Origin of the sequence: Streptomyces sp. NPDC050439 (genome assembly GCF_040655335.1) — a bacterium.
Classification (GTDB): Bacteria; Actinomycetota; Actinomycetes; order Streptomycetales; family Streptomycetaceae; genus Streptomyces.
The window spans coordinates 1,443,449-1,459,066 of record NZ_JBFAJT010000001.1; the positions used below are offsets into that span (position 1 = coordinate 1,443,449).

Below are 15,618 nucleotides of genomic sequence, written 5' to 3' on the forward strand. Positions count from 1 at the left end.
TTTGCCATTGCTTCGGTCAAACCCTCGGGACCCACCCCGCGCGCAGCGGCTCATGGCCGCCTACGTCGTCCTGGTCGTCGCCCTCACCGCCGTCTACATGACGGTCCCTGGCCTGCGTGCCGCGCTCTGGGCACTCATCGGTCTCGGCGGTGTCGCAGCCGTCCTCATCGGTGTGTACGTCCACCGGCCCGCGCACCGCTGGCCGTGGTGCGTGCTCGCGACGGGGCTGCTCGCGTTCGCGGCAGGAGACACGTACTACAACGTGGTCGAGCAGTACTTCCAGGCGTCGAACCCCTTCCCTTCCCCGGCCGACGCCTCCTACCTCGCGGTGTATCCGCTGCTCGCCGTGGGCCTCTTCGGGCTCGTGCGCTACCGCTGGGCGGGCCGTGACCTGCCGAGCCTGCTCGACGCGCTGATCATCACCGGTGGGCTCGCGCTGCCCGTATGGGTCTACCTCGTCCAGCCGCTCACCGAGGTCGAGGGCCTGACCTGGGCGCAGCGCGCCATCAGCATCGCCTACCCGCTGGGCGACGTGCTGGTCCTCGCCCTCCTCGCGCGGCTGCTCACGCCGGGCTTCGTGACCGGCCACAATCCCGCCGTACGCCTGCTCGTGCTCGGCACGTCCACCCTGCTCGCCTTCGACATCGCGTACGGGATTCTCCAGCTCAACGGGTTGTGGCATACCGGCACGCTCCTTGACCTGGGCTGGATCGTCTTCTACACGGCGTGGGGCCTCGCCGCGCTGCACCCTTCGATGGTGGAGCTGACCGCGTACACGCATCAGCGCCAGACCCTGCTCCCGCCGCCGCGCAGGCTCGTGCTGCTCGCCGCGGCCACACTCATCGCGCCCGCGATCCTGCTCGTGGAGGCGCTCCTCGACAGCGCCCATGACGCGGCCGTCATCGCCGCCTTCTCCGGCACCCTGTTCCTCCTGGTGATCCTGCGGCTCGCGGGCATGGTCGTGGCGCACCGCAAGGCCGTGGACCGTGAACTCGCGCTGCGCGGCGCGGCCGCGTCGCTGGTGGCCGCGATCACGACCAACGAGATCATCGCGACCTGCGAGACGACGGTCGCCGCGCTGTCCGGGCCGGGGGCCCGGCCCGGGACCCTGCTCCTGGAGGCGGGCGACTCCCCGCCCTTCCCCTACGCCGCCCTGGACCTGCGCCGCACGCGTCTGGTCCGGCCCGCCGCCCTGGGCCCGGAGATCGCCGCCCGCCTCGATGCCTCGCAGAGCGCCCTGGTCTGCCCGATGATCCAGCGCGACCGACCGGCCGGGGACGACCCGCCGGGCGTGCTGATCGCCTCCGGCTCCGAGAAGCAGCTCACCGAGATCTGGGGCTCCCTGGAGATCCTCGCCTCGCACGCGGGCCTGGCCAAGGAGCGCATCGCGCTCCGGCAGGAGATCATCCGGCGCGAGAGCGAGGCGTACTTCCGTACGTTGGTGCGCAACGCCTCCGACGTCATCCTCATCGTGGACGACGACGACACCGTCCGGTACGCGAGCCCGTCCGCGCAGGCCGTCTTCGGGGACATCCGGCTGGTCGGGGCGGAGCTGCCAGAACTGGTGGACCCGCGGGACAGGGACCGGGCCGCGCGCGTCCTCGCGGCCATGCGCGGCGGCGGGCAGCAGGAACCCCACGACTACTGGTGGATGCCGCGGGGCGGCGGACGCATCGAGGTGGAGGTGCGGTGCAGCGACCTGCGGCAGGACCCGACCGTGCGGGGACTCGTCGTCACCCTGCGGGACGTGACCGAGCAGCGTCAGCTGGAGCACGAGCTGACCCAGCGGGCCTTCCACGACGCGCTGACCGGTCTACCCAACCGGACGCTGCTCCTGGAGCGCATCGAGCGAGCGCTGCTGCGCGGCCGCAGGGAGTCGACGCTGACGTGCGTGCTCTTCATCGACCTCGACGACTTCAAGGTCGTCAACGACACGCTGGGGCACTCCGTCGGCGACCGGCTCCTCGCCGCCGTGGGGTCCCGTGTCTCGCGTTCGCTGCGACGCAGTGACACCGCGGCCCGCCTCGGCGGCGACGAGTTCGCCGTCCTGATGGAGGACGCCAAGGAGCCCGTCGACGCGGAGATCCTGGCCGCGCAGGTGGTGCAGGCGCTCAGCAGGCCGTTCCAGCTGTCCGGCGACAGCGTGAGCGTCTCGGCGAGCGTGGGCGTGGCCACCGCCGTGGACAGCGCCGGCGCCGAGGAACTCCTCGCCCACGCCGACCTCGCCCTGTACGCGGCCAAGGCCGCGGGCAAGCGTCAGTGGCGCCGCTTCCGGCAGGGGCTGCACGTACGCATGCGGGAGCGGCACGACCTGCAGGCGAGTCTGGACCGGGCGATCGCCGACGAGGAGTTCGCGCTGCGCTACCAGCCCGTCGTCGACATCAGCGCGAACGGCGCCCCGGCGGGCGGCGCCCCGCGCGCCGCCGAGATCGTCGGCTTCGAGGCGCTGGCCCGCTGGCCGCACCCCCGGCGCGGTCTGGTGCCGCCGCAGCAGTTCATCCCGCTCGCCGAGGAGACCGGGCACATCACGCCGCTCGGCGCCTGGGTCCTCGGCAGCGCCGCCGCGGACACCGCGGGTCTGCAGAGCGCGGGCGCCGCCTGCGACCGGCGCCCGTACATCAGCGTCAACGTGTCCGCGCGGCAGTTCCGCGACCCGGGCTTCCTCGGCGAGGTGCGCAGCGCCCTGGAGACGCCCGGACTCGCACCGGGCTCCCTGCAGTTGGAGCTCACCGAGTCCGTGCTGATGCGGCGTGACGGTCAGATCCAGGCGGTCATGCAGGCGTTGAAGGATCTCGGCGTGCGGATCGCGGTCGACGACTTCGGCACGGGATTCTCCTCGCTGCGCTACCTCCGCGAGTTCCCCGTCGACGTACTCAAGATCGACAAGTCGTTCATCGACGACATCGCCGAAGACGCCCGGCAGCTCGCTTTGGTGGAGGGCATCGTGCATCTCGCCGACACGATGGGCCTCCAGGTCATCGCCGAGGGCATCGAGCAGTCCGCGCAACGGGATCTGCTGGCCGGGATGGGCTGCGGTTTCGGGCAGGGCTATCTCTTCGCCCGGCCGTTGACGGCCGAGCAGGGCGAACGGCTCCTGCGCCGGCGCCGGGGGCTCGACGGTGTCACCCGGGACCCTGACGCCGGACGTGACCGCCGGGCCGCCCCTGCGCATCCTGCCGCCCCTGCCGCCGTGATCGACCCACCCGCCGAGCCTGCCCCGACCTCCTCGGAGAGGGAGAGCGCCATGACCGAAACGGACACCGGACTCGTGGGGGTACGGCGTGATCCGCGCTGGGGCGAACTCGACCATCTGCGGCGCACCAGCCCGATGAGCGACTGCGTCCTCGACGAGGTCCGCGGCCGGCACATCCGCAGCGGGGACCACTGGCTCATCGACTTCGCCTCCTGCAACTACCTGGGCCTCGACTGCGATCCCGAGGTCATCGACGCCATCGAACCCGCCGTACGCCGCTGGGGCACCCACCCCAGCTGGTCGCGGCTCCTGGGCAGCCCCCGCCTCTACACCGAGATCGAGGAGCGGCTCACCGCGCTGCTCGGGGCGCCCGACACCCTGCTGCTGCCGACGGCCACGCTGATCCACGCCTCGGTCATCCCCGTCCTGGCCGGCGAAGGGCACGTCTTCGTCGAGGCCGCGGCCCACCGCACGGTGTACGACGGCTGCGTCTCCGCCCGCGGGCAGGGCGCCACGCTGCGGCGCTTCCACGCCGACCGGCCCGACGAACTGGCCGCCCTGCTGCGGGCGGTGCCGAGCGGCTCGGCCCGCCTGGTCTGCCTCGACGGCGTCAACAGCATGAGCGGGAACATCGCCGATGTACCCGAACTGGCCGCGATCTGCCGGGACTTCGGCGCCACCCTCTACATCGACGACACCCATGGGTTCGGCGTCATCGGGGAGCGGCGCCCCGACGAGCCGTGCCCCTACGGGTCCCGCGGCAACAGCGTCGTGCGGCACACGGGCGAGACGTACGACAACATCGTCCTTGTCGGCGGCTTCTCCAAGGCCTACTCCTCGCTCCTCGCCTTCCTCGCGCTGCCGCCCTGGCTCAAGGACCACCTGAAGGTGGCCGCCGCCCCCTATCTGTACTCCGGGCCCTCGCCCACGGCCTCGCTGGCGACCGCGCTCGCCGGTCTGGAGGTCAACGACCGGCGCGGCGACGCCATCCGCGCCGACCTGCACCGCAAGACCGTCCGGGTGCTCGACCACGTGGCCGGGCTCGGCGTGAGAACGCTCAACTCCGACCAGCTGCCGATCGTGGAGATCCCCCTGGCCGACGCGTCGGACCTGGACGCGGTCGCCGGTTTCCTGTGGGAGCAGGGCATCTATGTGACCCTGGCGGCCTATCCGCTCGTGCCGCGCGACCGCGTCGGCTTCCGTGTGCAGCTCACGGCCCTGAACTCCGACGACGACGTCGACCGCCTCAACACCGCCCTGACGCACCTGTCCGAACGCTTCCCGCTGCGGCCGGGGAGCTGACACCGCCATGGCCCCGACCCGTAACGACGACGTCGACTGGGACAGCTGGCCCGTCCAGGACTACCTCGGCGAGAACTACCGCGAGCTGCATCCGTCCGACGCCGCGGTCATCGCCCACCACTCCGCCTTCTACCGGCGGTTCGGCCGGGCGAGCGCCGCGTGCTCCCTGGAGTTCGGGGCGGGTCCCAACCTCTATCCGCTGATGATGGCCGCCGCCGCGAGCCGCCGCATCGACGCCGTCGAGGCGAGCGCCGCGGGGGTCGCCTATCTGACCCGGCAGCTCGAACAGGCCCCCGACGCGAGCTGGTTGCCCTTCCACGCGCTCTGCCGCCGCCTCAACCCGGAGCTGCCGCCCACGCTTGGGGAGGCTCTCGCGGGCGTGCGCGTCGTGCACGGCGACATCCGGGCGCTGGAGCCCGGCACGTACGACATCGCGTCGATGAACTTCGTCGCCGAGGGCGTCACCGAGGACTTCGCGGAGTTCACGGACTTCTGCCATCGCTTCGTGCGCTCGGTCGCCCCGGGCGGCCATCTCGTCGCGGCGTTCATGGAGAACATGCCGACGTACCGCATCGGGCTCGCGTCGCGGTGGCCCGGCTGTCCGGTGAACCCCGCCGTCGTCACCGAGGTGTTCGCCCCGCTCACCGAGCACCTCGCGGTCACCCGGATCGACGCCGACCCGACGCTGCCGGACTACGGGGACTCCGGGATGGTGCTGCTCACGGCAGCGCGGCGGGCATGAGCGGCACCCTCAGGCGCCCGCCTCCTGCAGCGCGAACGCCGTCTCCACCAGGGCGATGTGGCTGAACGCCTGCGGTGCGTTCCCCAGTTGGCGGTGACTGTCCGGGTCCCACTGCTCCGCGAGGAGGCCCACGTCGTTGCGTACGTCCAGGACACGTTCGAAGGTCTCCCGCGCCTGCGTGAGCCGGCCGGTGGCCGCCAGCGCGTCGGCGTACCAGAGGGAGCACGCCACGAGGGTGCCCTCGCGGCCCCGCATGCCGTCCACGTCGGTGGCACCCGGCCCGTCGTGGCCGTACCTCCGCACGAACCCGTGATGGTCCAGGGCCCGCATCGCCCGTACGGTGTCGTGCACCCGCGGGTCGTCGGCGGGCAGGAAGCCGACCTTGGGGATCAGCAGGGCCGAAGCGTCGAGGGCGGGCGATCCGTAGGACTGCACGAAGGTCCGCCGCCCTTCGTCCCACCCCTCGCGGCACACCTCCCTGTGCACCGCGTCCCGCATGGCTCGCCACTCCCCCGCGGACTCGTTCCTGCCGAGCATCTCGCCCATGCGCAGGGCACGGTCGGCCGCGACCCAGGACATGACCTTGGAGTGGACGAACTGCCGCCCCGCGCCGCGGACTTCCCACAGTCCCTGGTCCGGCTCGTGCCAGTGCTCTCGCAGGTGGCTCATCAGGGATTCCACCAGGCTCCACAGGTGGGGCTGCATCGGGATTCCCGCCCGTAGCGACAGATACAGCGTGTCGAGTACCTCGCCGTAGACGTCCAGTTGGAGCTGATGGGCCGCGGCGTTCCCGAACCGTACGGGCCGCGAGCCCTCGTAGCCGCAGAGCCAGGGAGCCTCGGCCTCCGGCAGCCGCCGCTGTCCCCCCACGCCGTACACCGCCTGGAGATCGGCGGGGCCGCCCGCCACGGCACGCATCAGCCAGTCGAGCCAGGCCGTCGCCTCGTCGCGGTAGCCGCTGCGCAGCAGGGCGGAGAGGGTGAGCGTGGAGTCGCGCAGCCAGCAGAAGCGGTGGTCCCAGTTGCGTTCGCCGCCGACACACTCGGGGAGGGAGGTGGTCGGTGCGGCGACGATGCCGCCCGTGGGCGCGTAGGTGAGGGCCTTCAGCGTGATCAGCGAGCGGGTGACCGCTTCCCGCCAGGGGCCCTGGTAGCGGCACTTGGCGGTCCAGCGCCGCCAGAAGTCGCCGGTCGCCTTCAGCGCCGTCTCCGCCGGGACCCGCAGGGGCTCGGGCGGTTCGGGCAGGTGCGAGGGGGCCCAGACGAGTTGCAGCGCGAGGCGCTGGCCCGCCGAGACGGTGAAGTCCAGCGCACTGGTGTCGCCTGCCCCCGGGTCGTGGGCGGTGGAGTCGTGGAGGCCGGTGTGTATCTCCATCGGGCCGTCGGCGCTCAGCCAGAGGGAGTCGGGCCCGGCCACGGCGACCGTGCAGTGCTCCTGCGGGCGCACCCACGGCACGACGCGGCCCTGGTTGAAGCGCGGCCGCAGTTCGCTGCGCATGGCGACGGCGCCGGACAGGCCCTCGACGACGCGCACGATGCAGGGCAGCCCCGCGCGCGGAGGCATGAAGTCCGTGACGCGCACGGCACCGGTCGGGCACTCCCAGTGGGAGTCCATGACCAGGGTGTCCTGGCGGTAGGCCCGCCGCGTGCACGGTCCCGCGCCGACGGGGGAAACCCGCCAGAAGCCGTTGTCGGCCGTGCCGAGCAGCGCGGCGAAACAGGCCGGGGAGTCGAAGCGCGGCAGGCAGAGCCAGTCGATCGACCCGTCCCTGCCGAGCGTGGCAGCGGTTTCCAGGTCACTGATGAGGGCGTAGTCCTCGATGCGAGCGTTCATGATCGAGTCACGCCGTCGTGCACATTGCCGCTCTTCCATTGTACGGCGGACGGGCCCTTCGGGCCTGGTCTCCGGCCAGGTCTCAGGCCCGGCCCCGGGCGCCACGAACACCATGTGCAACGGCCATGGACAGCCCACGAGCCGCTGTGATCTCATCCGCCTGGGCGGATCGATCGAGTTCGCCCCCGCTCAGGCCCGAAAGACCCCCACACATGCAGAAGACCAAGTCCGCGCTCTGGGAATTCCTCCAGGGCCTCGGCAAGACGTTCATGCTCCCGGTGGCCCTGCTCGCGTTCTGCGGCATCATGCTGGGCATCGGCTCGTCGCTCTCCAGCGAGGCCGTCACCGAGAACCTCACCTTCCTCCAGGGCGAGGGCTTCCATCTCGTCTTCACGTGGATGGCGAGCACCGGCCTCGTCGCCTTCAAGTTCCTCCCCGTGATGTTCGCGATAGCCATCCCGCTGGGGCTTGCCCGCGAGGACAAGGGTGTCGCGGCGTTCTCCGGCTTCGTCGGCTACGCAGCGATGAACCTGGCGGTGAACTTCTACCTCACCGCCAAGGGCGTGGACCTGGAGGACGAGAAGGCCATCGCCCACTACGGCATCGCCGACGTCATCGGCATCCAGTCCATCGATACGGGACTGCTCGGCGCCGTAGCTGTTGGCATCGTTGTCAGCGTGCTCCACCAGCGCTTTCGTGCCCAGCGGATGCCTGACGCACTCGCCTTCTTCGGCGGTCTGCGGTTCGTCCCGATCATCTCGACGCTGGTCCTCAGCCTGCTCGGTCTGCTGATCCCGCTGGTGTGGCCGACGTTCAACGGCTGGATATCGGACCTCGGGCGCGCGATCGGTCACGCGGGCGTCTTCGGCCCGTTCTTCTTCGGCATGGGCGAGGTGCTCCTGCGCCCGATCGGCCTGCACCACATCCTCGTCGCGATGTTCCGCTTCACGGATGTCGGCGGCTCCGGCGCGGTCTGCGGCGATCAGGTCTCCGGCGCGCTGAACCTCTTCTACGCCCAGCTCAACTGCGCGACCCCGCCCGGTGACGCGGTCACCGACGCCACGAACTTCCTCTCCCAGGGCAAGATGGCGGTCTACCTCGGCGGGCTGCCGGGCGCGGCGCTGGCGATGTACCACTGCGCGAACAAGAAGATGCGACCGGAGATCAAGGCGCTCCTGGTCTCCGGTGTCGTCGCTTGTGTCGTCGGCGGCATCACGGAACCGCTGGAGTTCCTGTTCCTGTTCATCGCGCCGTGGCTGTACCTGATCCACGCGGTCCTGGTCGGCCTCGGGTTCCTCACCGCCGCCGTCCTCGGGGTGTTCATCGGCAACACCGACGGCAATGTCATCGACTGGCTCGTCTTCGGCGTCCTTCAGGGCACGACCACGAAGTGGTACCTGATACCCGTCATCGCCGCGGTGTGGTTCGCGGGCTACTACTTCCTCTTCCGCTGGGCCATCATGCGCTTCGACCTCAAGACGCCGGGGCGGGAGGAGCCGGCGGAGGAGGCCGAGGAGGGGGCGCCCGCCAAGGAAAAGGAAGATGCCGCGGACGGGGCCGGGGCCGGGGCTCCGCGTGAGCTGATCTCCGGGAAGTACGACGCCGTGGCGATCCTGGAGGCGATCGGCGGCGCCGAGAACATCCAGACCCTCGACAACTGCATCACCCGCCTGCGCATGACGGTCGCGGACGCCGGACGGGTCGAGGAGGCCCGCCTGAAGAAGCTCGGCGCTGTCGGCGTCATCAAGCTCGACGCGCACAATGTGCAGGTGATCATCGGTCCGCAGGTGCAGTCGGTGAAGGACGCGATCGCGTCGCTGGTGCGGGTGGGCTGACCGGTGGTGGCCCCTTCCTTCGACTTCGACAAACCCATGGACCGGCACGGCACGTGGTGCACGCAGTGGGACTACGTCGAGGACCGTTTCGGCGTCCCCGACCTGCTGCCGTTCACCATCTCGGACATGGACTTCGAGACGGCGCCCGCGGTCCTGTCGGCGCTCCGCGGCAGGCTCGACCACGGGGTGCTCGGCTACTCCCGGTGGCGCCAGACGGACTTCCTCTCCGCGATCGTCGACTGGTACGGGGAACGTCACGCGACCGAGGTGGAGCCGGAGTCGATCGTCTACGGCCCGTCCGTGATCTACCAGATCTCCCAGCTGCTTCGCCTGTGGTCCCGCCCCGGCGACGGCGTCGTCGTCCACACGCCGACGTACGACGCGTTCCCCAAGACCATCGCCGCGCACGAGCGGCGGCTGCTCGGCTGCCCGCTCGGTGACTGGGCCGAACTGGAACGTCTCCTCGCCCTCCCGGACACGTCCGTTCTGCTCCTCTGCTCACCCCACAACCCCACCGGCCACGTGTGGACGGAGGCCGAACTGGACCGCACCGCAGCTCTGTGCGCGCGGTACGGCGTCGCGGTGATCAGCGACGAGATTCACTCGGACCTGGCCCACCCCCCGCACGTCCACCGCCCGTGGCCCCTGCACGGCCACCACGAAGGGCGCTGGGCACTGGTGACATCTGCCTCGAAATCCTTCAACATCCCAGCCCTGACGGGCAGTTACGGCATCATCGCCGACCCGGCAACTCGCGAGGCATACCTCCGCAACCTCAAGGAGGCCGACGGCCTGTCCTCCCCGGCGGTGCTCTCCCTGGTCGGCCACATCGCGGCATACCGCCGGGGCGCCCCTTGGCTGGACGCCCTGGGCACATACCTCCGCGGCAACCTCGACCTGATCGCCACCCACCTGAACGAGGCGTTCCCCACCCTGAACTGGACCCCACCCCAGGCCGGCTACCTGGCCTGGATCGACCTGAGCCCCCTGTCCGTGGACGACGACGCCCTCCAACGCGAACTGATCGAGACCCAAAAGGTGGCCATCATGCCCGGCACGTCATACGGCGCCCCCGGCCACGTCCGCCTGAACGCGGGCTGCCCACGGGAGAAGGCCGAGCGGGGGGTGAGGGCGCTGGTGGCGGCGGTACGGGCGGTCCAGCGCGGGGGCGCGACCGGCTGAGGCGGGAGGCGAGGGCGGTATCCGCAGGTCAGGCCGGTCTCCCGGAGGCCGAACGCCGTGTTCCGTTGGTACAGTCGCGAAGTCGTCCCTCGTACCCGGGAGATCCGTGCCATGGCCGTCGATGAGCTCGACACCCGTATTCTGCGGCTTCTTCTGGAGCAGCCTCGTACCAGTGTGCGGGAGTACGCGCGTGTGCTCGGGGTTGCTCGTGGCACGTTGCAGGCGCGGCTCGACCGGCTGGAGCGGGATGGGGTGATCACCGGGACGGGGCCTTCGTTGTCGGCCGCCGCGCTCGGGCATCCCGTGCTCGCCTTCGTGCACATCGAGGTCACGCAGGGGCATCTGGACGAGGTGGGTGACGCGCTCGCCGCCGTGCCGGAGATCATCGAGGCGTTCTCGATCACCGGCGGCGGTGATCTCCTGACCCGTGTCGTGGCTCGGGACAACGGCCACCTGGAGGACGTGGTCCAGCAGCTGATCCAGATGCCGGGCGTGGTCCGCACCCGTACGGAGATGGCGTTGCGCGAGCGCGTCCCGCACCGTCTGCTGCCGCTCGTCGAGTCGATCGGCAGGGCCTCCGCCGAGCAGCGTTGAACTGCGGCTTTGGCATGCTGGAGTGCATGAGCATCTTCGGCGGCACCTCGGTCATCTTCGATCTCGACGGCACTCTCGTGGACAGCGAGCCGAATTACTACGAGGCGTCGCGCGAACTGCTCGCCGAGCACGGCGTCGCCTACACCTGGGCCGACAACGAGCAGTACGTGGGCATCGGCACCCAGGAGACCCTCGCCACGTGGAAGGACCGGTACGGCATCGGCGTACCGGTGGCCGAACTGCTCTCGGAGCTCGACCGCCGCTATCTCGCGCTCGCCCGCGCCGACACCCACGTCTTCCCCGAGATGCGGAAGTTCGTGGAGCGGCTGCACGGTGCCGGCGTGCCGATGGCCGTGGCCTCCGGGTCGTCCCGCGCCGCCATCGAGGCGATCCTCGCGGGCACCGGCCTCGACGCGCTCCTGACCACCGTCGTCTCGGCGGACGAGGTCGCGCACGGCAAGCCCGCGCCCGACGTGTTCCTGGCAGCCGCCGCGCTCCTCGGCGCGGACCCGGCCGACTGCGTGGTCCTGGAGGACGCCGCTCCGGGCGCGGTCGCGGCGCACGCGGCGGGCATGCGCTGCATCGCGATCCCCTACGTCGCCGCCCACGCCGGCCAGTCGGCGTTCGCGTCGGCGGAGCTGCTGCTGCGGGGCGGGCAGGCCGAGTTCACGGCGCAGGCGGCGTGGGATCACCTTGCCGCGCAGGCCCGGCCGTAGCCGCCGCCCGCTCCGCCGGCTCCGTCTTCCTGAACTTGCCCGTCGCGGTGAGCGGCAGTCCGTCGAGGATCTCGACCGCCGACACCTTGTAGGTCGCCATGGCACCGCCCGCCCCCTCGCGCAGTCCCGCCGCCGTGAGGACGCTGCCGGGGGCGGTGCGCACGTACACGTAGGGGCGCTGGCCCGCCTCGAGCCGGGGCGGCCCGCACTCGTCTTCGGCGATGAGGGGCTTCCCTGCGCATGGGGCGGCTCCTCAGCGTGCGGCCCGGTCCGGGGTCCAGTCCGGGCCCCGGTCCGGGGCACGGTCCGGGTGATCGACTCCGAGCAGGTGCAGGAACATGGCGGTCACATCGCGGACGGCCGCGTCGTACGTCTCCGGGGCCGACGCCGTGAGCCGGGCGAACTGGATGCTCATGCCGCCGACCGCGCGGGCCACGGCGAGCGGATCGGCGACCGGCCGGGCCGTGCCCTCGGCCGCGAGCCGCCGGATGTAGCGGGCGGAACGGTGGATCGGACGCTCCTGGGTCTCCTCCCACAGGGCACGGACGTCCGCGTCGGTCTGCGCCTGCTGCTCCAACAGCCGCAGCAGCGGCAGGTGTTGGGCGTAGGCGGCGATGAAGGCGGCGGTCGACGCCTGGACGACCTCGCGGGCGTCGTCACGGTCGACGCCCGGCACGTCCTGCGCGGCCAGGAACGCGTCCCGTACACGCACCGCGAGGACGCGGAAGATCTCCTCCTTGGACGCGAAGTACACATAGAAGCCCGCCCGCGAGACCTCCGCCTCCGCGGTGATGTCGGCGATGGTCGTCGCGCCGTACCCGCGCCGCGCGAACACGGCCTCGGCGGCGTCGAGGAGCCGCCCACGCGCCGGGGCGTCGCTGCGGTCGCGGGCGGTGCGGGTCGCCCAGGGCTGTTGATGTCGTGCCACGCGGCGAGCTTATTGACGTTGACGCCAATGTCAATGAGCATGGCGGCGCCGGACACCTCAGGGGCGGACACCTCGGGGCCGGATACCTCAGGAGGGCTTCATGGGTTCTGCCGCCGTGCTCGTCGCCAACCGCGGGGAGATCGCCGTCCGCGTCCTGCAGGCCGCCGCGGAGGTGGGCCTGCGCACGGTCGCCGTGTACGCGCAGGACGACGCCGCCGCCCGGCACGTACAACTGGCCGATGAGGCGCAGCCGTTGGGGGGCACGGGACCGGCCGCCTATCTGGACGCGGACGCGGTCCTTGCCGCGGCCCGCCGTTCCGGCTGCGAGCTGCTGCACCCAGGCTACGGATTCCTGAGCGAGGACGCGGAGTTCGCGGGGCGCTGCGCTGAGGCCGGGCTGCGGTTCGTGGGGCCGTCCCCCGAGGTGCTCGGCCTCTTCGGCGACAAGGCACGCGCGCGTGCGCTCGCCGCGCGGCTGGGCGTGCCTGTCCTCGCGGGCACACAGGGGCCGACGAGCCTGGCCGATGCCACCGCGTTCCTTGCCGGCCTCGGCCCTTCGGGCGCGGTGATGGTGAAGGCCATCGGCGGTGGCGGAGGGCGCGGCATGCGGGCCGTGCGGAACCCCGAAGAGCTGGCGGACGCCTGGGAGCGCTGCCGTTCCGAGGCCCAGCAGGGCTTCGGACGCGCGGAGTTGTACGTGGAGGAGTTGCTGACCGGCGCCCGCCACATCGAGATCCAGGTCCTGGGCGACGTGACGGGCGAGATCACCCACCTCTGGGAGCGCGACTGCAGCGCCCAGCGCCGCCACCAGAAGCTCGTCGAGATCGCTCCGGCGCCGGGACTCGCCCCGGCGGTCCGGGAAAAGCTCGTGTCCGCGGCCCTGCGGATGGCCCGCGAGTGCGGCTACACCGGACTCGGCACCTTCGAGTTCCTGCTCCGCGGAGAGGAGTTCCATTTCATCGAGGCCAACCCCCGCCTCCAGGTCGAGCACACGGTCACCGAGGAGGTGACGGGCGTCGACCTGGTGGTGACACAACTGCGCCTGGCCGCAGGCGAATCGCTCGCGGCGCTCGGCCTGACGGGTCCGCCGCCCGAGCCACGCGGCTACGCGCTCCAGGCGCGCGTCAACGCCGAGTCCCCCCTGCGGGACGGCACCGCCCTCCCCTCCACCGGCACACTCACCCGCTTTGACGTGCCGACAGGCCGCGGGGTGCGCGTGGACACGGCGGCGCGCAACGGAGCGGAGGTCGGGGCGCGTTACGACTCGCTGCTCGCCAAGGTCATCACGCACACGCCCCACGGGGACTTCACCGCGGTCTGCGAACGCGCGTCCCGCGCCTTGGCGGACTTCGCCGTCGAGGGCGTACGCACCGGCATCCCCCTACTGCGCGCGCTGCTCGCCCATCCGGGCTTCACCGCGGGCGGCGCGCACACCGGCTTCGTGGCCGAGCACATGGCGGAGCTGCTGGCGGAACTGCTGCCCGATGACGCACCGGCGGGCGAGGACTCGGCCATCGTCGCTCCCATGACGGGGACGGTCGTCACCATCGACGTGGCGGTGGGCGAACAGGTCGCCGCAGGACAGCAGTTGCTCGTGCTCGAGGCGATGAAGATGGAGCACATCCTGCGCGCGACCACCTCCGGAACGGTGACCGCCCTGCACGCGCGGGTCGGCGGCACGGCGACGGAGGGCCACCCCTTGGTCACGGTGGAGGCATCGGCGGCGGGCGAGGCGGCCACGGCGCTCGCCGAGGACATCACGGACTTGGACGCCATCCGCCCCGACCTGGCCGAGACCCTGGCCAGGCACGCGATCGGCCTGGACGCCCGACGCCCCGAAGCCGTCGCCAAGCGCCGCCGCATCGGGCGCCGCACGGCGCGCGAGAACATCGACGACCTGTGCGACGACGGCACGTTCACGGAGTACGGCGCCCTCGCGATCGCCGCCCAGCGCCGCCGCCGCTCCCTCGACGACCTGATCGCCTCGACACCCGCCGACGGCATGGTCACCGGCACGGGGCGGATCGACGGCGTGCGGTGCGTGGCGATGTCGTACGACTACACCGTCCTCGCCGGCACCCAGGGTCTGCAGAACCACCGCAAGACGGACCGGATGCTCCAGCTGGCGGAGGAACGGCGGCTGCCCGTCGTGCTGTTCGCTGAGGGCGGCGGCGGGCGCCCCGGGGACACCGACTCGACGTCGGTCGCCGGGCTCGACGTGACGACGTTCCATCAGATGGGGCGACTGAGCGGGCACGTCCCCCTGGTGGGCATCGCGTCGGGCCGCTGCTTCGCGGGAAACGCGGCCCTGCTCGGCACCTGCGACGTGGTGATCGCGACGCCTGAGGCCAGCATCGGGATGGGCGGCCCCGCGATGATCGAGGGCGGTGGCCTCGGCGTGTTCCGCCCCGAGGAGGTCGGCCCGCTCTCCGTCCAGGTGCCCAACGGGGTGGTGGACATCGCGGTGGCCGACGAGGCGGAGGCGGTGCGGGTGGCGCGGAAGTACCTGTCCTACTTCGCGAACAGCCATGCGGCAGACCGCAGTTGGGAGGCACCGGACCCGCGTCTCCTGCGCCACGTGGTGCCGGAGAACCGGCGGCGCGCCTATGACGTGCGGGCCGCGATCGAGGGCATCGCCGACACGGACTCGGTCCTGGAACTGCGGCGCGGTTTCGGGGTGGGCATCCTCACGGCTCTCGTACGCGTCGAGGGCCGGCCCATGGGGCTGCTCGCCAACAACCCCGGGCATCTGGGCGGGGCGATCGACCGTGAAGCGGCCGACAAGGCGGAGCGCTTCCTGCGGCTGTGCGACGCGTTCGGGCTCCCCGTCGTCTCCCTCTGTGACACACCGGGATTCATGGTCGGCCCGGACGCCGAACGGACCGCGACCGTACGGCACTTCTCCCGGCTCTTCGTGACCGGCGCCCAGCTCCGCGTCCCGCTGGTCAGCCTGGTGCTGCGCAAGGCGTACGGCCTCGGCGCGATGGCCATGATGGGCGGTTCCACGCGCGCGCCCGTGGCCACGGCGGCCTGGCCGAGCGGCGAGTTCGGCGGGATGGGGCTCGAAGGCGCCGTCCGCCTGGGCTACCGGAAGGAACTGGCCGCGATCGTCGATCCCGTGGAGCGGCAGCGGGTGTTCGACGCCCATGTCGCCGAGCTGTACGAGCACGGCAAGGCGGTGAACGCCGCGGCCGCGCTGGAAATCGACGCGGTCATCGACCCGGCGGAGTCGCGAAGCTGGCTTCTTGCGGCGCTGGAGGGGGCGGGTGGGGCACGGCCGTGACCGGCGACCG

The 15,618-nt window shown here is 71.6% G+C and carries 10 protein-coding genes; 7 read left to right on the top strand and 3 right to left on the bottom strand.

Features of this window, described 5'->3' with window-relative positions:
• The first annotated feature begins 52 nt into the window (after positions 1 to 52).
• Both AB0I66_RS06465 and AB0I66_RS06470 read left to right on the top strand, forming a co-directional pair.
• Entirely contained in the window at positions 53 to 4,495 is a 4,443-nt protein-coding gene (locus AB0I66_RS06465) for an aminotransferase class I/II-fold pyridoxal phosphate-dependent enzyme (protein ID WP_363206543.1), read from the top strand.
• Between the two features lie 7 nt (positions 4,496 to 4,502).
• Positions 4,503 to 5,237 carry a class I SAM-dependent methyltransferase gene (locus tag AB0I66_RS06470; RefSeq protein ID WP_363206544.1) on the top strand — a complete coding sequence of 245 codons (735 nt, stop codon included), beginning with the start codon at positions 4,503 to 4,505 and terminating at the stop codon, positions 5,235 to 5,237.
• 9 nt (positions 5,238 to 5,246) lie between these two features.
• Here AB0I66_RS06470 and AB0I66_RS06475 read toward each other — a convergent pair whose 3' ends face one another.
• Positions 5,247 to 7,070: a glycoside hydrolase family 15 protein gene (locus tag AB0I66_RS06475; RefSeq protein ID WP_363206545.1), complete on the bottom strand. Its 1,824-nt coding sequence runs from the start codon at positions 7,068 to 7,070 to the stop codon at positions 5,247 to 5,249.
• A gap of 212 nt (positions 7,071 to 7,282) precedes the next feature.
• Between AB0I66_RS06475 and malX the strand changes: the two genes are divergently transcribed.
• From malX to AB0I66_RS06495, 4 genes are all read left to right on the top strand, one after another.
• On the top strand, positions 7,283 to 8,905 hold the full coding sequence (gene malX / locus AB0I66_RS06480) for a maltose/glucose-specific PTS transporter subunit IIBC (RefSeq protein WP_363206546.1): 1,623 nt from the start codon (positions 7,283 to 7,285) through the stop codon (positions 8,903 to 8,905).
• A gap of 36 nt (positions 8,906 to 8,941) precedes the next feature.
• Positions 8,942 to 10,087 (top strand): MalY/PatB family protein, encoded by a 1,146-nt coding sequence (locus tag AB0I66_RS06485; RefSeq protein WP_363206707.1) that lies wholly within the window; start codon positions 8,942 to 8,944, stop codon positions 10,085 to 10,087.
• A 111-nt stretch (positions 10,088 to 10,198) separates the two neighbouring features.
• On the top strand, positions 10,199 to 10,681 hold the full coding sequence (locus AB0I66_RS06490) for an Lrp/AsnC family transcriptional regulator (RefSeq protein WP_361840899.1): 483 nt from the start codon (positions 10,199 to 10,201) through the stop codon (positions 10,679 to 10,681).
• A 26-nt stretch (positions 10,682 to 10,707) separates the two neighbouring features.
• A complete protein-coding gene (locus AB0I66_RS06495) occupies positions 10,708 to 11,397 on the top strand; it encodes an HAD family phosphatase (protein ID WP_363206547.1) in 690 nt (229 codons plus the stop codon).
• Here the strand turns inward: AB0I66_RS06495 and AB0I66_RS06500 are convergent.
• Both AB0I66_RS06500 and AB0I66_RS06505 read right to left on the bottom strand, forming a co-directional pair.
• Positions 11,348 to 11,566 (bottom strand): hypothetical protein, encoded by a 219-nt coding sequence (locus AB0I66_RS06500; RefSeq protein WP_363206548.1) that lies wholly within the window; start codon positions 11,564 to 11,566, stop codon positions 11,348 to 11,350. The two genes, AB0I66_RS06495 and AB0I66_RS06500, sit on opposite strands and share 50 nt — an antisense overlap.
• 84 nt (positions 11,567 to 11,650) lie before the next feature.
• Complete coding sequence (locus AB0I66_RS06505) at positions 11,651 to 12,325, bottom strand: TetR/AcrR family transcriptional regulator (protein WP_363206549.1); 675 nt, start codon at positions 12,323 to 12,325, stop codon at positions 11,651 to 11,653.
• Between the two features lie 100 nt (positions 12,326 to 12,425).
• On the opposite strand from AB0I66_RS06505, the gene AB0I66_RS06510 reads away from it, so the two are divergent.
• A complete protein-coding gene (locus AB0I66_RS06510; protein WP_363206550.1) occupies positions 12,426 to 15,608 on the top strand; it encodes a carboxyl transferase domain-containing protein in 3,183 nt (1,060 codons plus the stop codon).
• Positions 15,609 to 15,618 lie beyond the last annotated feature (10 nt).

Coding starts and splice junctions, on each gene's coding strand:
- AB0I66_RS06465 (WP_363206543.1), top strand. CDS start 53: ATGGCCGCCTACGTCGTCCTGGTCGTCGCCCTCACCGCCGTCTACATG.
- AB0I66_RS06470 (WP_363206544.1), top strand. CDS start 4,503: ATGGCCCCGACCCGTAACGACGACGTCGACTGGGACAGCTGGCCCGTC.
- AB0I66_RS06475 (WP_363206545.1), bottom strand. CDS start 7,070: ATGAACGCTCGCATCGAGGACTACGCCCTCATCAGTGACCTGGAAACC.
- malX (WP_363206546.1), top strand. CDS start 7,283: ATGCAGAAGACCAAGTCCGCGCTCTGGGAATTCCTCCAGGGCCTCGGC.
- AB0I66_RS06485 (WP_363206707.1), top strand. CDS start 8,942: ATGGACCGGCACGGCACGTGGTGCACGCAGTGGGACTACGTCGAGGAC.
- AB0I66_RS06490 (WP_361840899.1), top strand. CDS start 10,199: ATGGCCGTCGATGAGCTCGACACCCGTATTCTGCGGCTTCTTCTGGAG.
- AB0I66_RS06495 (WP_363206547.1), top strand. CDS start 10,708: ATGAGCATCTTCGGCGGCACCTCGGTCATCTTCGATCTCGACGGCACT.
- AB0I66_RS06510 (WP_363206550.1), top strand. CDS start 12,426: ATGGGTTCTGCCGCCGTGCTCGTCGCCAACCGCGGGGAGATCGCCGTC.